General features: G+C 64.8%; 25 protein-coding genes. 9 read left to right on the forward strand and 16 right to left on the reverse strand.

The window, feature by feature from the left end; genetic code table 11:
- Positions 1-2: 2 nt before the first annotated feature.
- The gene (gene phnH / locus BRAO375_RS35405) at positions 3-614 is read right to left on the reverse strand and encodes a phosphonate C-P lyase system protein PhnH (protein WP_009032231.1); all 612 of its coding nucleotides are present in this window, start codon (positions 612-614) and stop codon (positions 3-5) included.
- On the reverse strand, positions 614-1,069 hold the full coding sequence (gene phnG / locus BRAO375_RS35410) for a phosphonate C-P lyase system protein PhnG (protein WP_009032232.1): 456 nt from the start codon (positions 1,067-1,069) through the stop codon (positions 614-616). Before phnG ends, phnH begins: the two co-directional genes overlap by 1 nt.
- A gap of 119 nt (positions 1,070-1,188) precedes the next feature.
- Here phnG and phnF point away from each other — a divergent pair, with 119 nt between their 5' ends.
- The gene (gene phnF / locus BRAO375_RS35415) at positions 1,189-1,914 is read left to right on the forward strand and encodes a phosphonate metabolism transcriptional regulator PhnF (RefSeq protein ID WP_009032233.1); all 726 of its coding nucleotides are present in this window, start codon (positions 1,189-1,191) and stop codon (positions 1,912-1,914) included.
- A 7-nt stretch (positions 1,915-1,921) separates the two neighbouring features.
- Here the strand turns inward: phnF and phnE (BRAO375_RS35420) are convergent, their stop codons facing one another.
- The 4 genes from phnE (BRAO375_RS35420) to phnC form a co-directional block, all read right to left on the reverse strand.
- Positions 1,922-2,770, reverse strand: a complete 849-nt coding sequence (gene phnE, locus BRAO375_RS35420; RefSeq protein WP_009032234.1) for a phosphonate ABC transporter, permease protein PhnE — start codon at positions 2,768-2,770, stop codon at positions 1,922-1,924.
- Positions 2,767-3,651 (reverse strand): phosphonate ABC transporter, permease protein PhnE, encoded by an 885-nt coding sequence (gene phnE / locus BRAO375_RS35425; protein WP_009032235.1) that lies wholly within the window; start codon positions 3,649-3,651, stop codon positions 2,767-2,769. Before phnE (BRAO375_RS35425) ends, phnE (BRAO375_RS35420) begins: the two co-directional genes overlap by 4 nt.
- 93 nt (positions 3,652-3,744) lie before the next feature.
- Positions 3,745-4,677: a phosphonate ABC transporter substrate-binding protein gene (phnD, locus tag BRAO375_RS35430; protein WP_009032236.1), complete on the reverse strand. Its 933-nt coding sequence runs from the start codon at positions 4,675-4,677 to the stop codon at positions 3,745-3,747.
- 75 nt (positions 4,678-4,752) lie between these two features.
- Positions 4,753-5,562, reverse strand: coding sequence for a phosphonate ABC transporter ATP-binding protein (phnC, locus tag BRAO375_RS35435; protein WP_009032237.1), 810 nt, complete (start codon positions 5,560-5,562; stop codon positions 4,753-4,755).
- A gap of 182 nt (positions 5,563-5,744) precedes the next feature.
- Here phnC and BRAO375_RS35440 point away from each other — a divergent pair, with 182 nt between their 5' ends.
- Genes BRAO375_RS35440 through BRAO375_RS35450 form a run of 3 tightly spaced genes read left to right on the forward strand, consistent with a single transcriptional unit; the run spans position 5,745 to position 8,301 of the window.
- Positions 5,745-6,407, forward strand: coding sequence for an LbetaH domain-containing protein (locus tag BRAO375_RS35440; protein WP_009032238.1), 663 nt, complete (start codon positions 5,745-5,747; stop codon positions 6,405-6,407).
- On the forward strand, positions 6,404-7,594 hold the full coding sequence (locus tag BRAO375_RS35445) for an alpha-D-ribose 1-methylphosphonate 5-triphosphate diphosphatase (RefSeq protein ID WP_009032239.1): 1,191 nt from the start codon (positions 6,404-6,406) through the stop codon (positions 7,592-7,594). Before BRAO375_RS35440 ends, BRAO375_RS35445 begins: the two co-directional genes overlap by 4 nt.
- Before the next feature lie 5 nt (positions 7,595-7,599).
- Positions 7,600-8,301, forward strand: coding sequence for a DUF1045 domain-containing protein (locus BRAO375_RS35450; protein WP_009032240.1), 702 nt, complete (start codon positions 7,600-7,602; stop codon positions 8,299-8,301).
- A 2-nt stretch (positions 8,302-8,303) separates the two neighbouring features.
- On the opposite strand, the gene BRAO375_RS35455 is transcribed toward BRAO375_RS35450, so the two are convergent.
- The 6 genes from BRAO375_RS35455 to BRAO375_RS35480 form a co-directional block, all read right to left on the reverse strand.
- On the reverse strand, positions 8,304-9,416 hold the full coding sequence (locus BRAO375_RS35455) for a mechanosensitive ion channel family protein (RefSeq protein ID WP_009032241.1): 1,113 nt from the start codon (positions 9,414-9,416) through the stop codon (positions 8,304-8,306).
- A gap of 121 nt (positions 9,417-9,537) precedes the next feature.
- A complete protein-coding gene (locus BRAO375_RS35460; RefSeq protein ID WP_009032242.1) occupies positions 9,538-10,293 on the reverse strand; it encodes an SDR family NAD(P)-dependent oxidoreductase in 756 nt (251 codons plus the stop codon).
- Between the two features lie 30 nt (positions 10,294-10,323).
- Positions 10,324-11,247 (reverse strand): acetamidase/formamidase family protein, encoded by a 924-nt coding sequence (locus tag BRAO375_RS35465; RefSeq protein ID WP_009032243.1) that lies wholly within the window; start codon positions 11,245-11,247, stop codon positions 10,324-10,326.
- A 62-nt stretch (positions 11,248-11,309) separates the two neighbouring features.
- The gene (locus BRAO375_RS35470; protein WP_009032244.1) at positions 11,310-12,155 is read right to left on the reverse strand and encodes an ABC transporter permease; all 846 of its coding nucleotides are present in this window, start codon (positions 12,153-12,155) and stop codon (positions 11,310-11,312) included.
- The gene (locus BRAO375_RS35475) at positions 12,152-12,955 is read right to left on the reverse strand and encodes an ABC transporter ATP-binding protein (protein WP_009032245.1); all 804 of its coding nucleotides are present in this window, start codon (positions 12,953-12,955) and stop codon (positions 12,152-12,154) included. Before BRAO375_RS35475 ends, BRAO375_RS35470 begins: the two co-directional genes overlap by 4 nt.
- A 17-nt stretch (positions 12,956-12,972) precedes the next feature.
- On the reverse strand, positions 12,973-14,019 hold the full coding sequence (locus BRAO375_RS35480) for an ABC transporter substrate-binding protein (protein WP_009032246.1): 1,047 nt from the start codon (positions 14,017-14,019) through the stop codon (positions 12,973-12,975).
- A 573-nt stretch (positions 14,020-14,592) separates the two neighbouring features.
- Here BRAO375_RS35480 and BRAO375_RS35485 point away from each other — a divergent pair.
- The 4 genes from BRAO375_RS35485 to BRAO375_RS35500 all read left to right on the forward strand — a co-directional run bounded on the left by BRAO375_RS35485 (position 14,593) and on the right by BRAO375_RS35500 (position 19,561).
- Positions 14,593-15,147, forward strand: a complete 555-nt coding sequence (locus tag BRAO375_RS35485) for a peroxiredoxin (RefSeq protein ID WP_009032247.1) — start codon at positions 14,593-14,595, stop codon at positions 15,145-15,147.
- 2 nt (positions 15,148-15,149) lie between these two features.
- Positions 15,150-15,695, forward strand: a complete 546-nt coding sequence (gene ahpD, locus BRAO375_RS35490) for an alkylhydroperoxidase, AhpD family (RefSeq protein ID WP_009032248.1) — start codon at positions 15,150-15,152, stop codon at positions 15,693-15,695.
- 500 nt (positions 15,696-16,195) lie between these two features.
- Complete coding sequence (locus BRAO375_RS35495; protein ID WP_009032250.1) at positions 16,196-17,107, forward strand: SEL1-like repeat protein; 912 nt, start codon at positions 16,196-16,198, stop codon at positions 17,105-17,107.
- 105 nt (positions 17,108-17,212) lie between these two features.
- Complete coding sequence (locus BRAO375_RS35500; protein ID WP_009032251.1) at positions 17,213-19,561, forward strand: ABC transporter substrate-binding protein; 2,349 nt, start codon at positions 17,213-17,215, stop codon at positions 19,559-19,561.
- Positions 19,562-19,574: 13 nt separating this feature from the next.
- Here the strand turns inward: BRAO375_RS35500 and modD are convergent, their stop codons facing one another.
- On the reverse strand, positions 19,575-20,435 hold the full coding sequence (modD, locus tag BRAO375_RS35505; RefSeq protein ID WP_009032252.1) for a ModD protein: 861 nt from the start codon (positions 20,433-20,435) through the stop codon (positions 19,575-19,577).
- A gap of 130 nt (positions 20,436-20,565) precedes the next feature.
- Here modD and BRAO375_RS35510 point away from each other — a divergent pair, with 130 nt between their 5' ends.
- The gene (locus BRAO375_RS35510; protein WP_009032253.1) at positions 20,566-21,129 is read left to right on the forward strand and encodes a DUF2478 domain-containing protein; all 564 of its coding nucleotides are present in this window, start codon (positions 20,566-20,568) and stop codon (positions 21,127-21,129) included.
- Positions 21,130-21,161: 32 nt separating this feature from the next.
- On the opposite strand, the gene BRAO375_RS35515 is transcribed toward BRAO375_RS35510, so the two are convergent.
- The 3 genes from BRAO375_RS35515 to BRAO375_RS35525 all read right to left on the reverse strand — a co-directional run bounded on the left by BRAO375_RS35515 (position 21,162) and on the right by BRAO375_RS35525 (position 23,165).
- Positions 21,162-21,368: a TOBE domain-containing protein gene (locus BRAO375_RS35515; RefSeq protein ID WP_009032254.1), complete on the reverse strand. Its 207-nt coding sequence runs from the start codon at positions 21,366-21,368 to the stop codon at positions 21,162-21,164.
- Between the two features lie 150 nt (positions 21,369-21,518).
- Positions 21,519-21,815, reverse strand: coding sequence for a ferredoxin family protein (locus BRAO375_RS35520; protein ID WP_006609708.1), 297 nt, complete (start codon positions 21,813-21,815; stop codon positions 21,519-21,521).
- A 42-nt stretch (positions 21,816-21,857) separates the two neighbouring features.
- Positions 21,858-23,165 (reverse strand): FAD-dependent oxidoreductase, encoded by a 1,308-nt coding sequence (locus BRAO375_RS35525; RefSeq protein ID WP_009032255.1) that lies wholly within the window; start codon positions 23,163-23,165, stop codon positions 21,858-21,860.
- Positions 23,166-23,169: the final 4 nt, after the last annotated feature.

Below are 23,169 nucleotides of genomic sequence, written 5' to 3' on the forward strand. Positions count from 1 at the left end.
CGTCAGACTCCTGATGAAGCGAGGCGCGTCGTGCGTGGGATCGCGACCAGCGAACGACCGTCGACCAGGATCATGTCGACGCCGCGTGGAAACAGCGCTTCATTGATCGACAACCGCGCGAACAGATCGCAAGGCTCGATCGTGGCCGTCAGCGCCGTCGTGCCATCAATGCCTGGGCCGCGGAGATGAAAAGTCTGTCCCGCGGTCAAGCTCGACACCTGCATGATGAGCGTCGTCGAGCGATCGGGATACTCCGGTGTCCCCAGTGCGAATGAGGCCAGGTCCGGCAGCGAGGCAGGCTTCGCGATCAGCGCGAAGGTCGCCGCATCCGGCCGCGCGACAATCGGCGCACCGGTGTGAAACTTCAGCCATGCACCGACATCCGGCGCGCTTGCGAATGCGTGGTCGAGCCAGACCGGCGTATCCTGATCAAGCAAGGTGAGTGCGAGTGCCGCGACCCCCGCCATCATCGAGGACGGACCATCAACCACATCCAGGACCGGCATCGCCTGGCCGGGACGCGCCATCGCCTCCATGACGGTGCGGAACGTCGATTGCGCCGACAGCACCTTGTCGGCGAACCCCGGCTGCAGCTCGATCGTCATCGCCGCCATCACCCCTCTCCCCGCACCATGGTGTAGAAATCCACTCGCGTGGCGGCGGCCTCGGCCGCGCCCTGCTCCTGAGCCGCCTGCATCTGCGCGCGAAGCGGCGCCACGACCTTGGTCTCGATGGCCCCCGCGTGCTCTGGCGATTGCAGCAGCGCATCGCACAGCGCGATCAGCCGCGCCTTGTCGCTGTCGCGACCGAGCACATAGCCGAACCCGACCTGTCCGCTGTCGAGCCTGACGGCCGCGCGCGACACGGTCGCCTCGCCGAGATTGAACGGCGCGCCGTCGCCGCCGATGCGGCCACGCACCATCACGAGCCCGCTCTCGGCGGCCCGGAGCTCCCGATGCGACGGCACCGCCACTTCGGCTATCCGCGCCCCGATCTCAGCCGAGGGGACATGCGCGAGCACGCGCATCGCGCCTTTCCGCCTCTCCTGCAACGCCATCTCGCCGCTCATCCCTCGTCCTGATCTTGCCCGGCTGAAGTTGTCTATGATAATAGACAACTTGATAAGAGGACGCCATGACTGTTTGATGACATGGCCGTGATTTTCGATCAGAGCCGGCGGGAGCCGCAATGAGCATTGAGGACGCCACCTCGGGCGTGGCGCTGTGGCGGCGCGTCGCCGACGGCATCGAGCGCGACATCGCCGAGGGTCGCTTCCCGGCGGGGACACGCCTGCCCGGCGAGACCGAGATCGCCGACAGCTATCGCGTCAACCGCCATACCGTGCGGCGCGCGCTCGCGACCTTGGCCGAGCGCGGGCTGGTGCGCGCCGAGCGCGGCAGCGGCACCTATGTCGAGGCCCCTCGCCTGTCCTACCCGCTGCGCTCGCGGACGCGCTTCTCCGAGATCGTCGGCGCCGGCGGCCGCGAGCCGCGCGGACAATTGATTGCGGCGTCCGAGGAGACGGCGACCCGCGAGCTTGCACGCGCCTTGGGATTGAAGACGGGCGCGCCGCTGGCTCGCATCGAGGCGCTGCGCTTCGCCGACAAGACGCCGATCTGCGTCAGCACGTCATTTCTGTCGGCCGAGCGGTTTCCGGATGCGGGCCGCATCTTTGCCGCTGTCCGCTCCATGACCGCTCTGCTGGCGCATTACGGCATCTGCGATTATCGCCGCGGCTCGACCCGCATCACGGCGGCGATCGTCGACGCCAGCGACGCTGCGCGGCTCGATCTCGCGCTGGGCCGGCCGGTCCTGGTCGTCGACAGCACCGACATCGATGCCGACGGCACGCCGCTGGTCAGCAAGCGCTCCCGCTTTGCGGCGGAGCGCGTGACCTTCGAGATTGAGGGATAGCCCGGCTTTAGGCTACGGCGCGGCGGCCGATGATGGCGAAGCGCAGTCTGTTCGAGATCCAGTCGATCGCGGCCACGGCCACCAGGATCATCAGGATCAGGAACGACACCTTCTGCCATTCCAGCACGCGGATCTGCTCGGCGAGTTGCAGCCCGATGCCACCCGCGCCGACGATGCCGATGATCGTGGCCGAGCGGGTGTTGGACTCGATGAAATAGAGCACCTGGCCGGCCATGACGGGGAGGACCTGCGGCAGCAGGCCGAAGCGGATCTCATGCAGTGCGTTGCCGCCGGATGCACGCACACCTTCGACCTGCTTGCGGTCGGCGCTCTCCATCGCCTCCGAGAACAGCTTGCCGAGCGCGCCGAAATCGGAGACCGCGATCGCGAGCACGCCGGCGAACGGCCCGAGGCCGACGACGTTGATCCAGACCAGCGCCCAGATCAGCGTGTCGACGCCGCGGATCGTATCGAACAGGCGGCGCACCGGGAACCGGAAGATCGCGGAGGGAATGACGTTGCGGGCCGCGAGCAGGCTCACGGGGAACGCGGCGCAGGCGGCCAGCGTGGTGCCGAGCACCGCGATCGACAGCGTCTCGCCGAGCGCCTTGAGATAGATCGGCAACGACGAGCCGGGATCGGGCGGCAGCATCAGGCGCGCGATCCAGCCGAGCTGACTAAGACCGGAGAGGATCCGCGACGGTGAGAAGTCCAGATCGACGAGACCGAAGATGAACACCGCAAGCGCCAGCAGCAGCACCACAGGGGTTGCCAGCCGCGCCGACATCGGCCGGTTGAAGACGTACGGATAGCGCTCGCGCAGCTGCGCCTGGTCGGGGGGGTCCTGGAGGCTCATGTCCGCGCCTCCGCGCCGAACAGCCGGCCGCGTAGCCAGCCGGTGCCGATATCGATCAGGAACACCGTCACCACGATCATCACGAGAATGGCGCTGACATCCGAATAATAGAACTTGCGGATCGCAACCACGAGCTCCTGGCCGATGCCGCCGGCGCCGACGAAACCCATGACCGACGCCTCGCGCACGTTGATCTCGAAGCGCAGCAGCGTGTAGCTGGAGAAGCCGGCGATCACCTGCGGCAGCACGGCGAAGCGCATGCAGGACAGCCAGCTCGCGCCGGTGGCCCTGATCCCTTCGACCGGCTTCATGTCGGCATTCTCGACCACCTCGGAGAACAGCTTGCCGAGCGCGCCGCTGGAATGCACCGCGATCGCGAGCACGCCAGCCACAGGGCCGAGCCCGAAGGCGATGACGAAGATCAGTGCGAACACGATGCCAGGCACCGTACGCGCAAACTCGAGCAGCCGGCGCACCGTGAATCGGACCCACGGCGCCGGCGTAGTATTCTCCGCCGCCAGGAAGTTGAGACAGAACGCAACCAGCATGCCGGCGAGCGTGCCGACATAGCTGATCAGCAGCGTCTCACCGAGCAGCTTGATCCACTTCTTGAAGCCCCAGAACCACTCGGGAATGTTCGTCCAGACGCGGTGACCGTCGTCGAGCGTGAAAATGCGATCGAAATAGCTGGCGAAATTGCCGAAATAGGTGAACAGCGTCGCCAGATTGACCTCGGCGCCGATGGCGGCGACGAGGAGAACAGCCAGGAACACCAGCGCCGAGATCGCAAGACGCAGGCGGCGGCGGGCGACGGCCCGGCGATACGCGTCGTTCAAAGCCTCAAGCTGCTGTCTCGGCAGGATCGAAACGGCGACCGCCATCGGATTCGTGCTGCTCTCGTTCTGAAAATGCCGGGCGTGGTCATGGCAAGAGCCGGGTCATGCCCGACCCGGCTCTTGCCTGTGCAACGTCGATCAGGACGCCTTCTTGCGCAGGCTGTCGACGAACTTGATCAGGTCGATCGTGCCGTCCCAATCCTTGGTCGTGGCCGGATGGAAGCCCTTCTTCTGGCCGTCGGAGAGACGGTCGAACGCCGCCTTGTCCTTGGTGGGCGCGTCGAAGAAGGCCTTGGCGATCGCCGCCTTCAGATCCGCGGGCAGATCCGAATTATAGGCATAAGGGCCGTTGATGATCGGCGCCGACTTGTGGATGATGCGGAAATCGTCCTTCTTCATCGGCGAGCCGTCGGCGTTCTTCAGCATGCCCTTGGTCAGCATCTGCGCCAAGGTCGAGTCGTTGTCGCTGGTCCACTGGTTGGCGGCGACGTCGACGGTGCCCTGCGCCAGAGCGAGGATCGCGTTCTCGTGGCTGCCGGCGAACACGACCTTGCCGAAATAGGTCTCGGCGTCGGTCACGCCCATCTTGTTGAGCTCGAAGCGCGGCACGTTGTTGCCCGAGGTCGAGTTCGGATCGACCAGGCCGAGGTTCTTGCCCTTGAGGTCCTCGATCTTCTTGTAGGCGCTGTTGGCCTTGACGAAGAACACCGAGTAGTAGCCGGTGCTGCCGTCAGAATTGATGTCATTGGCGAAGGCATCGATCTTGACACCGGTCAGGCGTGCACGGGCAAACGAGGCCGAGCCGTAGCTTGCGATGTGGATGTTGCCGGCGCGCTGGCCTTCGATCACCGCCGCGTAGTCGTTGGCGATACGGAGCGTCACCTTGGTGCCGAGCTCCTTCGACAGATAGTTGACGAACGGCGTCCAGCGCTCGGTCACGCCGGAGGCGTTCTCGGCCGGGATCACCGCAAAGGTGAGCTCGGGATATTTCGCCTTCCAGTCCTCAGCGGAGGCCGAGCCGGCGAAGCCCAGCGCGGCAATGCCGGCCAGAATAATGCGACGATTGATCATGGCAAATCCTCTTTTGGTGTCATGCAGTCAGGGCCGCCGCGGCGAGCGACGGTCGAAAGGTGCGTTACTCACGCCTCAGGCCACGGCAGCTTCGCCAAAGGCCGGAACGGTTGCGGGAGGCACGGGGCGTACGCCATCCATGACCTCGTCAGCCTCCAGATCGTACAGCTCGCGCGCGATCTGCGCGGTCAGCGCCGCCGGCACGTCGTCGAACACGACGCGCCCCTGCGCCATGCCGATCAGGCGGTCGCAATAGCTGCGCGCGAGATCAAGCGAATGCAGGTTGCAGACCACGGTGATGCCGAAATGCTTGTTGATGCGCAGCAGCGCATCCATCACGATCCTGGTGTTGCGCGGGTCGAGCGACGCGATCGGCTCGTCGGCAAGGATGATTTCGGGGTTCTGCACCAGCGCGCGGGCGATCGCGACGCGCTGCTGCTGACCACCCGAGAGCTGATCGGCGCGCTGCGCGGCAAGCGAGGCCATGTCGAACTGCTCCAGCGCGGACAGCGCCATTGCGACGTCCTCGGCCGGCCACAGCTGCGCCAGTGAGCGCCAAGACGAGATTTCGGCGAGCCGGCCCATCAGCACGTTGGTGAGCACGTCGAGTCGGCCGACCAGATTGAACTGCTGGAAGATCATCGCCGAGCGGGCGCGCCACAGGCGCAGCTCGCGGCCGCGCAGCGCCGTCACGTCGAGATCCTTGAATAGAACTTGTCCTGAGCTGATCGGACTCAGCCGGTTGATAGAGCGCAACAGCGTCGACTTTCCGGCGCCCGAACGTCCGATCACACCGACGAAGCTGCCGGGGGCCACCGAGAAGGACGCATTGTCGACCGCGGCTTTCGCGCCGAAACGGCACGTCAGACCATTGACCACCAGCATGAAATTCTCCAGACGCCTCGCTTTGCCCTACCGCTAGCGTCTGGATTCAACAGTTATGTGACAGTCCGTTTACGCTGCCTCCCTCATCCACACCGGCGGCTGTCGCGTCATTTACATGTCACGCAACTGTCATGATGAGCGCCTTACAGGTTCTGCTTGGTCTCAAGGGAATAGAGAACGACATGGCCGGCAAATCGCTTTCCATCGACCCTACCGTCGATCCCAGCGCAAAGCTCCACGAGACGCAGCTCGGCGCCTATTGCGAGGTCGGCGCCCGCACCATCCTTCACGAGGTGACGATGGGCAACTACTCCTACGTCGTCAACGACGCCCAGATCACCTACACGACGATTGGCAGGTTCTGCTCGATTGCAGCGATGACCCGGATCAATCCGGGCAATCACCCGATGCATCGCGCCACCCAGGCTCACTTCACCTATCGGGCCAGCGCCTATTTCCACGGCGAGGCTGATGATGCGGAGTTCTTTGCCTGGCGCAGGCAGCATCACGTCGATATCGGTCATGACGTGTGGATCGGCCATGGCGCGATCGTGCTGCCGGGACGGAAAATCGGCACCGGCGCCGTGGTGGCCGCGGGAGCCATCGTCACCAAGGACGTGCCCGCCTACACCATCGTCGCCGGCAATCCCGCCCGCATCATCAAGCGACGCTTTCCGATCGAGATCGAGCAGCGCCTCGTCAATCTCGCGTGGTGGGACTGGGATCACGACACCCTGCACGCGGCGCTGCCGGATTTCAGGCAGCTCGAAATCAGCGCATTCCTGGACAAGTACGAGGCGGCTCTCGACGGCGGACGCCAGGTGCGGCAGAGTGCCGCTCGATGACTGACATCTCCATCTCCTCCGGCCGCTGCCTGATCGGCTCCGAGCTCGTTGACACCTCCCTCGCCGTGTCCGAAGGCATCATCATCGACCGGCACGATGCCACGACGCGGGTGCCGATGCTGGAGCTCGATGCTGCCGGCCTCGCTGTGCTGCCCGGCATCGTCGACATCCATGGCGACGCGTTCGAGCGGCAGATGATGCCGCGGGCCGGCGTCGATTTCCCGATCGACGTCGCGCTTGTTGACAGCGACCGCCAGGCCATCAGCAACGGCATCACCACCGTGTTCCACGCGACCACATGGTCATGGGAGCCTGGCCTGCGCAGCGCCGGCAATGCGCGTCAGCTGCTGGAGGCCATCGAGAGCTTGCGTCCGCGACTTGCGGCCGACACGCGCTTCCATCTGCGCCACGAAACCTACAATCTCGACGACGAGGATGAGATCCGCCAGTTGATCGCCGCACGGCGCATCGACCTGTTCGCCTTCAACGACCATATGGATTCGACGGTGGCGAGCCTCGACAAGCCGCACAAGCGGCAGCGCATGGTCGACCGCACCGGCCTCTCCGGCGACGAATTCGATCGCCTCGTCGCGCGCATTGTAGCCCGCGCAGACGCGGTGCCGGCGTCGATCGCACGCCTGGCCGAAGCAGCGCGCCAAGCCGGCCTCCGCATGCTGTCGCACGACGATGAGAGTCCAGAGATGCGCCGAGCGTTTCGCGGACAGGGCGTCGGAATCGCCGAGTTTCCGGTCAATGAGGAGACGGCGCGCGAGGCTGCTGCCGGCGGTGACGCCATCGTGTTCGGCGCTCCGAATGTGGTGCGCGGCGGCAGCCATACCGGTTGGACCAAGGCCAGCGACATGATCGCCAAGGGCCTGTGCTCGGTGCTGGCGTCCGACTATTACTATCCAGCGCCCGTGCTGGCGGCCTATCGCCTCGTCGCTGAGGGCATTCTGTCGCTGGCGCGCGCCTGGAGCCTGATCTCATCCGGCCCTGCGCAGGCCGCAGGCCTGTCCGACCGCGGCTCCCTCACCCCAGGCCAGCGCGCGGACATCGTCCTGGTCGACGACAGCATGCCGCTGCGACCGCGTATCGTCGCAGTGATCGCGGCGGGCCGTCTCGTCCACCTCGCAGAAGCCGATCGTCTCAGCACCAGCGCAGCGCCGCGCGCAGCGGCGGCGGAGTGACAGTCATGGCCGGCTTCCCGCGCTACGCCATCTACTACACTCCGGCGCCGGACACGGCGCTCGCCACGTTCGGTGCCGACCTGCTCGGTTACGACGCCTGGACGGGGAACGAGAGGGAGTTTCCAGGCGGGATACTGGATGCGACGCCCGATTGGGCGGAGCTTACCGCCGACGCGCGGAAGTACGGCTTCCATGCCACGCTGAAAGCCCCGTTTCCGCTGCACGATGAGCGGACCGAAGCTGATCTGTCCGCCGCCTGTGCCGCTTTCGCTGCAACTCCGAGGACCATTCCGATCATCCGTCCCGTCGTCGATGCGATCAGCGGCTTTATCGCTGTGATCCCCGGCGAGGCGTCGCAAGAGCTGCAACAGTTTGCCGCCGCCTGCGTCGAGAGGTTCGAGCCCTTTCGGGCCCCCATGAGCGCGGAGGATCGCGCCCGGCGCAAGCCGGAGATGCTCTCGCCGCGCCAGCGGGAGCATCTCGACCGCTGGGGTTATCCGTATGTCATGGAGGATTTTCGTTTCCACATGACGCTGACCCGCCGGCTGTCCGACGAACCTCGCCGGCCTGTTCTGGCGATGCTGCAAGACCGCTTCGCCGGCCTGGATCTCTCCAGGCTCGCCATCGATCGGATTGCACTGTTCCGGCAATCCAGCTCGACAAGCCGCTTCAGCATCGTGGACAGTTGGCCGATCACAGGGAGCTGAGGTCAGTTCGATGCAGCTGCGAAATGCGGCGGCGATTGCGGATTGAACACCGACAATGGCGGCGAGATGTCGGCCCGATCGCGCGGCAGCGCCTCGCGCATGTCCCGCTGCAGGAAGGCGATCAGCTTCTCGCGGACCTCGCAGCGGAGGTCCCAGGCCTGCGGCGCATTGCGTGCGCTCACCAGGGCGCGCAGTTCCATGGTGCGGGCATTGGTATCGACGACCTGAAGATTGACCACCGCGCCATCCCAGATCTTGGATTCCTTGGCCACCTCCTCCAGCCGCTTGCGGATGCGCGGTACATCGGCGGCGTAGTCGACATGCAGCACCACCGAGCCGATCAGCGAGGCCGCATCGCGCGTCCAGTTCTGGAACGGGCGCTCGATGAAGTAGGACAGCGGCACCACCATGCGACGCCAGTCCCACAGCCGGATCACGACGTAGGTCGAGGCGATGTCCTCGACCCAGCCCCATTCGTTCTCGATGATCACGGCATCCTCGATCCGGATCGGCTGAGTGACGGCGATCTGCACGCCCGCGATCAGGTTGCTGAGCAGCGGCCTTGCTGCGAGACCGACGATCAGACCGGCGGCGCCGGCCGATGCGAACAGGCTGACGCCATATTGCCGGACGGAATCGAAGGTCATCAGCGCCGCCGAGACTGCGACGATGATGATGAGCGTATCGATGACGCGCTTGAAGACGCGCACCTGCGTGACGTGCTTGCGCGCGAGGAAATTCTCCGTGATGTCGTCGCGAAAGCGCTGCAGATAGCGCGCCGACACCATGTCGACGATCCGGATCGTGATCCAGCCGACCAGCGCGATCGTCGCCACCACGAACAGATGCGCGAGCGCGCGCCGCCAGCCCTCGTTCAATGGCGCCAGCGGCAGCACAAGGGCCACCGCAATCAAACAGAGTGCCAGCTGCGCGGGCCCTGCGGTGCGCTGCAGGATCGGCAGCAGGATCGACTTGCGCGGCCCGATGGCGCGCTTCACGGCGGCGCGCAGGACCTTGTAGACCAGCAGCGCGCCCAGAATGGCGCCGATGATCAAAGCCGGCCCGATCATCCACTCTGGAACCAGTGCCGACAGCTGCTGCACGAGTGCCTGCATGCTTTGTTCTCCCTTGCGGCCTCAAGGGCTCTCAACTCGTGAGGCCGCCGGGAGAGTCGGACATTAGCCGCAGTGCAGCATTCTCTTGCTGCATGGCTTGCAAGCTTGCATGCAGGGGAATCTAGACCGCCTTGGTCAAGGCCCCGTCGATGACGAGATTGGTTCCCGAGATGCGGCTCGCCAGTGGGCTCGCCAGCATCACGACGCCATAAGCGACCTCCTCGGCGGTTCCCATTCGTCCCGTCGGATTGAGGCCCATCGCCATCTTGAACAGATCGGGCGATCCATTCTCGATGTTCTGCCAGATGCCGCCTTCGAAATAGGTGTTCCCCGGCGACACGGCGTTGACGCGGATGCCCTTGCTGACGAGCTGGTGCGCGAGGCCCTTCGCGTAGTGAATCAACGCGCCCTTGATCGCGCCATAGGATCCCGCGGCGAAGTCGACCTCGAAGCCGGACACGCTGGAGATGATGCTGATCGAGGCCGACTTCGACTGCTCGAGATGGGGAACGGCCGCCGCGATCGAATTGACGGTGTGCATCATGTCGGTGCGGAAGGATTTCTCCCAGGTCTCGGGCGTATCGCCCACGGCGAGCGCGCTGACATTGCAGACCATGCAATCGATACCGCCGAGCTCCTTGGCCGCACCATCGACCCAGCCCTTCAGCGCGACGGCATCGGCGACGTCGATCCCCTGCCCCCACGCCTTCACGCCCTTCGCCGCGAGCTTCGCGACCACTTTGCTCACCGCCTCCGCATCGCGGGCGCAAATCGCGACGTTGGCGCCTTCGGCGGCGAACAATTCGGCGATCGCGAGCCCGATGCCCTTGCTGCCGCCCGTGATCAGCACGCTCTTGCCGGCTAATCCCAGATCCATGGTGTTCTCCTTCATCTCGAGTGGACGGCCTCAGCCGTGATAGCCGGCGAGCAAGGCCTTGTTGACCTTGCAGATGTAGGTGTATTTCGGATTGACCACCTGGGTGCAGCGCGCCTCGGCGACCTGGCCAAGCAGCATGTAGGCCTCGGCCGCGGGGATCTTCCAGTCATCCTCCAGCCAGTTGATCATCTCCTCGAACGCAATCCGCATCGCATCCTCCAGCGGGCGCGCGCAGCCGAGCGTGCAGATATGCGTCGGCGTCTCGATCCGCGGATGGTTGAGCCGCGCCGGAGCCTTGTCGAGCGAGACCTTGACGGTGAGGTTCGCCGCGATCTCGATCGCGCCCATGCCGTTGGCTTCGCCGTCGCCCTGGATGGCGTGGCAGTCGCCAAGGAAGAGATGCGCGCCGTCCTTGTTGACGCGGAAGAAGACGGAATTGCCCGACGTGATCTCCTGCACATCGAGATTGCCGCCATGCGGACCATTGTCGACGGTCAACACGGCACCATGCACCGGCGCCACGCCGGCGACGCCGATCATCGGCCGCACCGGCAGTTTCACATGCTCGTTCCATAGCACGTGGCCGTTCTCGACGGCGACCACGCGGGTCTGGATACCGAACTCCTTGCGCCGCACCCAGTCGGGAAACATGCCGATGCCCGGCCACAGCGCCGTGAATCCGAGCCGGTCGAGCTCCATGTCGAGAATGTCAAGCCGCAGCATGTCGCCAGCCTTGGCGCCGCGCACCTCAATCGGTCCGGTCGCGCCGTTGACGTAAGGCAGCGTCACGTCGCTTTCGACCAGTTGCTGGCCGAGCGCGCGGATGGTGCCGTCATTGACGTTGATCGCGCATTCGACGACGAAAATCTCGCCGGGTTCGACGGATGCGATGAACGCGTCATCGCCGGAGAGCGCGTATTTGATATTGCCAGCCTTGCCGATGCGCTTCGACATGATCACTCCCTGCTTTGTCCGCCGTTACGTTTCTGGTGATACATGATGATGAGGCCCTGTCGTCAGCGCTGCAGCTGCCGGCGCCATGGCATCAGCAACTGCTCGATCTTGCCGACCGCGAAGGTCAGGACCAGCGCCAGCGCGATGGTGGCGACCAGCGCCGCGAAGACCTTTGGAATAATGTACAGCGAGCCGGCCTTGAAGATCGCGTGCCCCAGCCCTTCCGACGACGACATGAACTCGCCGACGATGGCCCCGATCAGCGCGAAGCCGACCGTGAGCTTCAGTCCTGCGAAGATGTCGGTCAGAGACGCCGGCACCACAAGCTTGCGGAAGATCTGGAATTTCGAGGCGCCGAGCGTGCGCAACAGATTGATCTGGTCGGGATCGACGCCGGTCGCGCCCTTGTAGGAGGTGACCAGCGCCACGATCACGACCGACAGCGTCGACATCGCCACCTTCGAGGTCAGGCCGGTGCCGAACCAGATGATGATGATCGGCGCCAGCGCGATGATGGGGATCGAGCCGAGCGCGATCACGAACGGCTCGACCACGCGCGAGACGAAGCGCGAGTACCACAGCGACAGCCCGATCAGCGTGCCGATGCAGTTGCCGACGAAGAAGCCGAGCAGCGTCTCGAGGCCCGTCACAGAGGTGTCGCGCCACAGGCTGCCGTCGACCGCCATCTGCGACAGGAACTTGAAGATCGCCGATGGCGAGCCGAACATGAAGGCCGCCGTCTTGTTCTGGCCGGTCGCGTATCCCCAGAACGCCAGAAAAGCCGCGAGCACGACGAGCTGCGTCAGCAGCACCCCGAGCGTGCCGCGCAGGCGCGGCCAGCGGCCGGTTGGTGCGACGCGCTCGGTTGATGCCTTCGCGGCAGGAGCTGCATCGAGCTCGACCGTCATTGCAGCACCACGTCGAGATCGGTCCAGATGCTGCGAACGTAATCGCTGAAGCCCGGTGCCTGCCGGACCGAGATCACATCGCGGCGCTCGTCGCCGAGCGCGATGTCATAGACCGCCTTGATCTGCGTCGGGCGCTTGGTCAGGACGATCACGCGGTCGGCCAGCGACACCGCCTCCTCGATGTCGTGGGTGATCAGCAGCAGCGAGCGCCGTCCTTTTCGCACCAGATCGACCGTGTCGTTCTCGATCAGCAGCTTGCTCTGGAAATCCAGCGCGGCGAATGGCTCGTCGAGCAGGAGCACCTCGGGCTCGTTGACCAGCGTGCGGGCGAGCGCGACGCGCTGGCGCATGCCACCGGACAGGGTCGAGGGATAATGATCGGCAAAGCCGTGCAGCCCGAGCTGGTCGAGCATCGCGCGGCAGCGGTCCTCGGCCTGCGCCGCCGGCACGCCGCGGATCTCGAGGCCGAGCATCGTGTTGCCCAGCGCGGTGCGCCACGGCAGCAGCAGATCCTTCTGCAGCATGTAGCCGACGTTCTGCGGCTGTCCCGCGACCTCCCTGCCATGCCAGCGGATGCGGCCGGCATCGGGCGCGAGGAGACCGCACAGCGTGTTCAAGAGCGTGGTCTTCCCGCAGCCCGAAGGACCGACGATGCTGACGATCTCGCCCTCTCGCAAAGTCAGGCTGAGGTCGCCGATGACCGGCACAACGCGGCCGCCATCGAGCTCGTAGCTCTTGGCCACATGCTCGACGACGAGCGGGGGTACGGGCCCTGCACCAGCGCCCGGCCCCATTTGCATCGTGCCGCTCACCTCAGTCATTTGAGACTGGCGATCGCCTTCTCAGCAAACGAATTGTCGATGATCTGATCGAACGGCACCGAGCCCTTGGCGTTGCCGAGATAGACCTGCATTTCCATCAAGTTCGCCCACTGATCGGTCTTGGTGATGACCGACTGTGCCGGGATGAGATATTTCAGCTCGGCATCGATCGCCTTGTCAACGACCTCGCCGGGCAGATCCGGGAATTCCTTGCGTGCCACCTCCTTCGAGAAGGCGGGATCGGCGTAGGTCTTGCGCGAGGCCTCCTCGAACGAGGTCACCAGCGCCTGCACCATCTCCGGATCCTTCTGGATCGTGGTCGGCAGCACCATGATCCCGGTGTTGCAGAACGGACCGATATAGTTGGAGAAGTCGAACACCACCTTGGCACCCTGCGCTTCCGCGGCTGCGACGCTGGGCTGATAGGCGATGGCGATGTCGGCCTGCCCCGCCAGCATCGCCGCGATCTCGGTGCCGGGATTGACCGGCACGATCGTCGCATCGACGCCGACCTTCATGCCCGCTTTCTCCAGCAGCCGCTTGGCGACGCTGTAGTTGGTGTTCGGCTCCGGCGACGTCACGATCTTGAGGCCCTTGAACCCTTTGGGGTCGGTGATCGGCTGGAGCGTCTTGGAGACGCCGAAATAATGCGCGCGCTGCACGACGGTGCCGACGACCACGCCGGGACCGCCGTTCTCGCGCGAGATCTGCGCCATCGTCGCATCGCCGATCGCGAAGTCAGCCGAGCCGCCGAGCACGGCGGCGAAAGTCTGGGTGTCGCCGCCTGCGGCGCTCACCTGCATGTCCAGGCCGTTCTTCTTGAAGATGCCGGCATGCATGCCGACGTAGAGATTGATGTAGCCGAGATTGTGCACGGCCTCGCTGAAGCGGACCGTCTTGAGACCGGCGGCAGCCGCCTTCCGGGTTCCGATCAATGTCGGTGCAGCCAAGCCTGCCGCCAGCGCGGCAGAGGTCGACAGGAAACGACGGCGATCGATCGATGGATTGGTGCTCGCGGATATTGCCGAGACACGTTCGCTCATGGCGCTGAACTCCTCCCAGGCGTTGAAACTCTGAGCGGAGAGTATGGTCAGGCCGCCACGCAGCAAGGCGAAATAACAGACGCGATCTGCTGAAAAGCTGACAACACCAAGCGCGATGAACCGCGCCTTCGTATGCGATGCCCTTGCTTTGCCGAGCGCTTGTCGTCTGGCTGCCGCTTCAGCGGATGCTGTGGTCAAACGTGCATCGCAACAAAGGCGATAATGTCAATTTTGCCACTAAGCCCGCACAAAGAAATTGCAGCCGCGCCATAACTCGGATGGCCTGCGCCAGACTGGCAGCATGCGGTTTGACAAGCTTATCAACTCAAAAGTGGAGCCCGCAATCGACGCACGCTCCACATGCATGTGGGCGTCTGTCGCGAATCGGACGCTGAGCGATCAGCTCACGCGCGCCTCGTCGGGTCTCGAACATCGTCCTTACTCGCATTCGCAACACGAGTCGGCGGGCTGTCGCATTTCCTCCAACGCATTGATGTTGATAGCTAATGGCATATCGCTTGCAATGCACAATGGGCCTCGCTATTGCAGCGCAGAATTTTCTTGGAGTGCGACATGCTCGGAATTGGGAGTAAGCTGCCGTCGTTCGAAATCGTCGGCGTGAAGCCCGGTTTTCATCTGCAGGAGGAGAAGGGCGAGAGCGCCTTCGAGACCCTGACGGAAGCCAGCTTTCCTGGAAAGTGGAAGATCATCTTCTTCTATCCGAAGGACTTCACCTTCGTGTGCCCGACCGAGATCGCCGAGTTTGCGCGCCTGTCGAAGGATTTCGCCGACCGTGACGCTGTCGTGCTCGGCGGCTCCACAGACAACGAGTTCTGCAAGCTGGCCTGGCGCCGCGACCACAAGGATCTGCACAAGCTGCCGATCTGGCAGTTCGCCGACACTAAGGGCTCGCTGGTCGACGGCCTCGGCGTGCGCTCGCCCGACGGCGTCGCCTATCGCTACACGTTCATCGTCGACCCGGACAACACGATCCAGCACGTCTACGCGACCAACCTCAATGTCGGCCGCGCCCCGAAGGACACGCTGCGCGTGCTCGACGCCCTGCAGACCGACGAGCTCTGCCCGTGCAACCGCGAGGTCGGCGGCGAGACCCTGAAGGTCGCTTGATCATGTCGATCGAGCAGTTGAAGGACCAGATCCCCGATTTCGCCAAGGACGTCCGGCTCAACCTGTCGTCGATGGCGTCCGACGAGACGCTGTCGGCGCAGGCCAAATACGGCCTGTTCGTCGCATGCGCGATTGCCACACGCAATGCGACGGTGACCGCGGCGCTGGAATCGGTCGCCGCGGCCCATCTCGCGCCGGCGGCGCTGGCGGCGGCAAAGTCCGCCGCCGCCATCATGGCCATGAACAACGTCTACTACCGCTTTGTGCACCTTGCCTCGAACAAGGAGTACGCGACGATGCCGGCCCGGCTGCGGATGAACGTCATTGCCAATCCCGGGGTGGACAAGGCCGACTTCGAGCTGTGGTCGCTGGCGGTCTCTGCCATCAACGGCTGCGGCACCTGCATCGACGCGCACGAAAAGGTCCTGCAGGACGCGGGCGTGCCCGCCGCCTCGATCCAGACGGCCGTCCGCTTCGCCGCCATCATTCAATCGGTCGCCGTGGCGATCGAGGCTGCTGGTGTGACCGTCGCGCTGGCGGCCGAGTAGAAACCGACCGGATATGTGAATGCGGCCGGCTCTGTCCGGCCGCATTTGCTTTTAGCGTCTTCTCGTTTTGGTTGTGGTTTTCCCGACCGCACTGCGCTCGTTCGTCAAGCTAAGTCACTGAGCGCACGGAGAAGTCGCAATCGTCACGGTATCAAGATGCTCCAGGCACTCTGCCGCAGACCCGCAGAGCATCCGGCCGGTTCGCGCCATGCGAGCATTCCGACGCCGCGCCAGCCGGGAAATTTCCATCAAATAGCCTTACCAACTCACGCTTCCCGCCAAGAACATTGATCAGCTTAGAGTCAAGCAACATCGATTGTGACCAGGGCGCGCGAAAACAGTGGCGCGTGTGTCGGAAGGAAACCGGACCTGTCTGTCGCGACGCAAGCGTTGGTGCATTTCCTCCCGGCTCGCAACATGCGATCATCGGTTGGACCGCGCATGCCTGACGCCCTGAAGCTCTCTCCGACGATCGGATCGCCGGAGACAGGAGGCTAGTGATGAGTGCTCCAGTTCAGAACGATCCGGACAAACCGGCGCCGCCTTGGGCCAGTGAAGAGCTTCGCAAATACGCGCCGCGCCGGCGCCCAGCCGATGCCGGCTCGGCGGAATACGATTCTGCTCCCGATGGCAGCCAACTTCCGCATCATCTGATCGCGCGGCCAACTTTCCTGCCGGCGCGACCTCCGGCCGTCGATCTCGACGATGAGGAGGTGCGGCGCGCCTGGAGTGCGAAGCTCGATCCCGTGGTGATGCCGCTGCCGCCGGAAGACAGCTACAAGGTGTCGCGGGTTGGCGTCATCATCAAGATTGGTGCGGCCGTCGGCATTGCCGCCTCTGTTGCCATGATCGTCGTCAACATGGTCTCCTTCGACGCTGGCGGAGCCGCGCCGGCGGGCAAGAGCGTGATCATGCCGTCGACGGTGCTGGAGAGTCTCGCCCAGATCGACCCCGCCGAAGCCAAGGTCGCCCAGGACGACCCACCGCAGACGGTCGCTTCGCTGGCGGCGCCCAGCGCGAGCGACATGACGAGCCGCAGCTGGCCGTCGGCTCCGCAATCGCCGCCGCCGATGGTCACAGCGCCGCCGGCGGCGCCGGCCGCTGCGCCCGTCGCGACGCCCCGCCCGAGCGTTCCACTGCCGCGCGAGGAAGTCGATTCGCTGATGAAGCGCGGACGCGATCTGCTGGCGGCAGGCGACGTGGCGAGCGCCCGCCTGATCCTGACCCGGCTGTCCGATGCGGGAATCGCCGACGCATCGCTTCTGCTGGCGCGCACCTACGACCCGACCGAGCTGACGAAGTCGCGTCTCCTCGGCGCCGTCCCTGACGCCGCGAAGGCCCGCGCCTGGTATCTGAAGGCTGCGGAGCAAGGATCACCGGAAGCCAGTCGCCGCATCTCCGCAGCGCGCTGACACCGCCAAAAAACGAAGCGTTCGACCAAGATCCGGACCGCCCGGCAACACGGGCGGCCGCGACGGCCTGCGCGCATAAGCCAAACCACCGACGGGAGGATTGAGATGCAGGGCATCGACGCGGTTCGCGCCGGGGTGGCCACCGAACGAAGCCGCGGCCTGTTGCCGTTGGATCGGCCGGTGAGTCGCGTCGGGATGATCGGTCAGGCCGCCGGGCTTGGCCTGGCCCTCCTGATCTCTCTGCAACTCGCGCAGCCGCGCACCGCCGCGGCAGCCGGCAGTGAAATCCGCATCGGCAACACCATGCCCTATAGCGGCCCGGCTCTCGCCTATGGCGTCATCGGCAAGACGATTGCGGCCTATTTCAACAAGATCAACGCGGAAGGCGGCGTCAATGGCCGGCGCATCAATTTCATCTCCTATGATGACGGCTACAATCCCCAGAAGACCGTCGAGATGACGCGCAAGCTGGTCGAGGAGGACAACGTCCTCATGATGTTTGCCAGCCTCGGCACCGCCACGAGCCTCGCCGCCCGCCCCTATCTGAACGCCAACAAGGTGCCGCAACTGTTCGTCGCCTCCGGCTCCTCCCAGTGGGACCAGCCGCACGATTTTCCCTGGACCATGGGATTTCAGCCGAGCTACCAGACCGAGGCGCACATCTTCGCGCAATATCTGCTCGAGACGCATACGAGGGGGAAGATCGCGATCCTTTATCAGGATGACGATTTCGGCAAGGACTACATCAAAGGCCTGAAGGATGGTCTGGGCGGCAAGATCCCGGTGGTGGCCGAGGCCGGCTACAAAGTCACCGACGCCAATGTCAACCAGCAGATTGCGACGCTGAAGGCCTCGGGCGCCGACATCCTGCTCGACGTGACAACTCCCAAATTCGCAGTCATGGCGATCCGGCGTGTCGCCGAGATCGGCTGGCGTCCGGATCACCTCCTCACCTCGGTGTCGGATTCGGCATCTGCCGTGATGCTGGCTGCCGGTGCGCAGAACTCGGAAGGCATCCTGTCGGCGAACTACTTCACCGACGACGACGACGCCGCAACGACCGACGATCCGCCTCACCGTGAGTGGGCCTCGTTCATGGACCGCTATCTCCCCCAGGTCTCCCGCAGCAACGGCCTGGCCATCTATGGCTACATCGTCGCCGAGACGATGGTCGCGGTCTTGAAGAGATGCGGCGACGACCTGTCGCGCGAGAACATCATGAAGCAGGCGACCTCCCTGAAAGGCCTGCAGTTGCCGATGCTGCTGCCGGGCATCACGATCAACACCAGCGTCCACGACCATGCACCGCTCGAGCAGATGCAGATGATGCAGTTCACCGGCGGCCAGTGGCAGCGCTTCGGCCCGGTCCGCAGCGGCATTGATCCTGGAACCGTGAGCGATTCCTTCAAGACGATCTTTCGTTATGGCACGGCGAAGAAGGATCTGGCGAACCAGTTGAACGCCAACACCGTGACGCTGATGACCGGATCGTTCGGCAGCACCTACGCCAACATGGGCGCCGACCTCGCTTCGATCCTGGACAAGGGCGCGGAGCTGCGCGTTCTGCCGGTGATCGGCCGCGGCTCGGTGCAGTCGGTGGCCGACATCCTGCTGCTGCGTGGCGTCGACGCCGGCATCATCCGCAAGGACACGCTCGCGTTTCTCGAACGCAAGGATTTCGCCAACAATGTGCGGGAGCAGTTGGCCTATGTCGCCAAGCTGTTCAACGAGGAAATGCACGTGGTGGCGCCCAGGTCCATCACCAGCCTCAGCGAGCTCGACGGCAAGACCATTGCCGTCGACCTTCCCGACGGCGGAACCTTCGTCACCTCGATCAACGTGTTCGAACGGCTCGGGATCAGGCCGCATCTGCTGTACATCGAGCCGCGGCTGGCGGTGGACATGCTGCGCCGGGGCGACATCGACGCGATCATCGCGGTCGAAGGCAAGCCGCTGCAATGGCTCAGCCAGATCAACGATCCCAACCTGCACCTCGTGCCGGTCGACTACGACAAGGCGCTGCGCGACGATTATCTGCCGGCGCAGTTGTCGGCCGAGGACTATCCGAATCTCGTCAGCGGCGGCGCGCCGGTGAACACGATCGCGGCCGAGGCGCTGCTCGCGTCGTATAACTGGCAGCCCGGCAGCGATCGCCACCGCCGGCTGTCATTGCTGGTCGAGGCGCTGTTCAACAACCTTCAGGCCCTGCAGCGCCCGCCGTTTCACCCCAAATGGCTGGAAGTGGCACCGCTGGCGCCGGTCGCCGGCTGGACGCGGTTCAAGACGGCGCAGGACTGGCTCGAGCGCAACATGCCGGGCGCCCAGGTGATGGGCGCCAACGCCCAGGCCGGCGATCCGCAGCCGGGCGCGTCGACCGACGCGAAGCTGTTCCGCGAATTCCTCGAATGGCGCGCCAACCGCCAGAAGCGGCCGGCGGCTCGGCCGCCGCAATGATCGATGCGCGGCCTCAAGCCGCCGCTCGCGTGATCCTGACCTGCACGTCGCACGGACGCGCGAGATAGGGGGCGGAGGTGACGAGCACGTCGGCGCCGGCCGCCGCATAGGCCGCCGCGTTCTGCGCATTGACGCCGCCGGCGGCCGCAACGATCGGCCGTAACGGCAGGGTCGCCAACGTTCTCATGCGCCGGACAAGGGCTGCGATGTCGGCGGGCGGGAATTTCTCCGCCTGGATGACATCGAAGCCGGCCGCCGCAGCCGCCACGGCGTGCTCGATGGTCGTGACCTCGATGACCAGCCGCTTCTCGGGAGCGGTGCGGCGCAACCGTTCGGCGATGTCGGCGAGCGGCGTATCGCCGAGAAGCGCCCGATGCTCGGGAAAGACGAGGATGGTCTCGGACAGGCCGAGCCGGTGCATGACGGCCCCGCCCGCCTTCACGGCGGCAACGGCATACTGCTTGGTGCCTGGGACGTTCTTGCGCGTGCAGGCCACCGCGATCCCCGGCGTCACAGCACGCGCGGCGCGCACGATGGCGGCGGCCTCCGTGGCGACGCCTGACCAGATCTCGATCAGCGTCTGGGCCACTTTCCAGCTCCGCAACAAGCCGGCGGCGGATCCATGCGCCCGCAGGATCGAAGCTCCCTTTTCGAGCGCCGTACCGCTGCTGGCAAGCTGGTCGACACGGCAGCCGGCCAGCTCGATCAGTGCCGCCGCGTCCTCCGCCAGCGCCAGCACCATCCGGTCGCGCGCGCAGAACTGCATCTCGCCCGGCTCCGCGCCAATCCCGAGCGCCTCCGTCGTCAGGTCGCCATACGGAACGTCATCGCGAAGCAGCGCCTCCAGATCATGGGAGGTGGCGGTGGTGGGCACGTGCGAGATCTCCTCTTGGTCGCGAGGCCATATTCCCGATATATCTACGGCGTCCTGCGCGCGTCCGAGCGCCGGCCCAGCATGCTCTGGCCGGCCGAGCGGAATGGCGGCAGCCGCCTGAGGTCACTCCATGACGCTGCATCAACACCCCGAGCCGGCAGAGCCCGCCCCGCCCCGCCTGGCCGCCGTTCTCTATGGACCCGGCGACGATGCCGACACCCTGCTGGATGATTTCGTCCAGGGTCTCCAGCAACGCGGCGTGCGCGTCGGCGGCATCGTTCAGCGCAACACCAGGGACGAGGTCGGGCGCAAGAGCGGAATGGACGTCATCGACCTCACCAATGGCGACACGATCTCGATCTGCCAGGACCTCGGCAGCGGCTCCACGGCGTGCAAGCTCGATGCCGCCGGCCTCGCCGAAGCCGGCATGGCCGTTCATCGCGCCATCGCGGCCCATGCCGATCTCATCGTCATCAACAAATTCTCCAAGCAGGAGGCGTCGGGAAGCGGATTGCGCGGCGAGCTGGCCGACGCGATCACATCCGGAATCCCGGTGCTGACCGCCGTGCCGCAGAAATGCATGTCGGATTGGCGGGATTTCACGGGTGACTTCGGCACATTGCTGCCGCCGTCGCGCTCCGCGATGGACGCCTGGTGGCTGACGCTGAGCTCACAGTCGGCGAGTGCCGGCTGAGGCACACAGACGGCTCCCGCCATCACAGGCAGCTATTTGCCAATCATCACGTCGGACGACTTGATCACGGCCGAGACACGGTCGCCAACGGCGAGTGCGAGCTCCTCGACCGCCTCGTTCGTGATGGCCGAGAACACCGTCAGTCCTGGAGCGAGCTCCACCTTGACGTGGGCGGTCGTTGCTCCCTTGGACACCGAGATCACCGTTCCCGGCAAGACATTCCGTGCGCTCAGCTTCACGTGCCGCTCCTCATCTTTCAGCAGCATCGTTGCTGCGGCCCGATGAAAGCAGAACAGGCGCGCGAGTTCAATGACCTATATCAATCACGATATAGCATTTAGGAGCACGGCGCATCCCGCCTGACATGCGCCGAATTGCCCCCGCATCATTCAGCCGAACTTGAACAGCACGCCATAGCCGCCGCGCGGATAGCTCCATTCGATGTCGCCGCTGGCCTCGCCGATCACCCGGCAGGTGCCGCATTCGATGCAGCCGTCGACGGTGATCTCGACCTGGCCCGAGTCATTCAGCTCATAGCAGCGCGCCGGGCAGGCCTTGAGCAGCGCCTTCAGCTGCGGGCTCGGCGTCGTATGTGGACGGACCTTGATATGGGCCCGGCCGGGATCGACCTGGTAGCGATTGTAGAACAGCTTGTCTTCGACCCGCACCGCGACATCCGTGCTCATCTCTGATCTCCCTTCGCTTCAACTGCTTGGTTCATTCACTGATTAGCGCCAAGCCCGGGCAAACTTGAAGGCATCGCCGAACAGCCCCGTCCACGACCTCGCATTCACGAAGGAGCGCAGCATGCTGCTCTCCTTCTCCTTCTTCGGCGTGCCGTCGACGCGCACGAAGTTCTGCATCGCCTTGGAGACGAGCTGCGGATAGGTCAGGAAGAAGTTCTGCGACTGATTGTGCAGCAGCGCCGGCATGTCCTTGTACTTCTTCAGGTCCTTGATGACGAAGGACTCCTCGAGCATCTTCTTGTAGAGCGCGAGGTTCTCCTTGGTCATTGGATCGCGGCGCGACTTCACCTGGAAGATCGCCTCGGCCGCGATGCGGCCCGAGGTCATGGCGAGGTTGGAGCCCTCGCGGTGGATCGCGTTGTTGAGCTGGGCGGCATCGCCGACCACGACCCAGCCATCGCCGCAGAGCTGCGGGATCGCATTGTAGCCGCCTTCGGGGATCAGATGCGCCGAGTACTCCTTGACCTCGGAGCCCTCGATCAGCGGCGCCACCGACGGATGCTGCTTGAAGCGCTCGAGCAGGCCATAGGGCGTCTCACCGGTCTTCTGGAAGTCGGACACGAGACAGCCGATGCCGAGCGAGATGCATTCCTTGTTGGAGTAGATGAAGCCCATGCCCGTCATGCCGCGGGAGATCGTGCCGGCGGCCTCGATGACCGCGCCCTCGTCGCCCTTGAGGTTGAAGCGCGCCTCGATCGTCTCGCGCGGCAGGAAGTGCATCTCCTTGACCGCCAGCGCCACGTTTTCCGGCTTCGGCCGATCGCGCAAGCCCGCGCGGGTGCCCAGCAGGCCGTTGACGCCTTCGGCGAGCACGACCACGTCGGCATGGATCTCACCGTCGCGACGGTCGGTCTTGACACCGATGACCTTGCCGTAGGCGTCCTGCGCCAGCTCCGTCACCGTGGTCTCGCACAGCACGGTCGCGCCGGCTTCCTTGACCTTGGAGGAAAACCACTTGTCGAACTGCGCGCGGATGATGGTGTAGCGGTTCGGCTTCTCCTCGTTGAAATCGTCCGACTTGTAGTGCAGGCCGACATGCGACTTGTCGTCGAGCATCCAGAAGCGCTGCTCGACGAGGTGCCGCTCCAGCGGCGCTTCCTCGCGGAACTCGGGAATCAGCTTCTCCAGCATGTCGGCGTAGAGGATCGCGCCCTGCACGTTCTTCGAGCCCGAATACTCGCCGCGCTCGAGCTGCAGCACCTTCATGCCGCGCTTGGCCATGGTCAGCGCAGCCGCATTGCCGGCCATGCCGGCGCCCACGACGATCGCGTCGAAACGTTCCTCGATCATTGCC

The organism is Bradyrhizobium sp. ORS 375, assembly GCF_000239775.1.
In the GTDB taxonomy this organism is placed as follows: Bacteria; Pseudomonadota; Alphaproteobacteria; order Rhizobiales; family Xanthobacteraceae; genus Bradyrhizobium.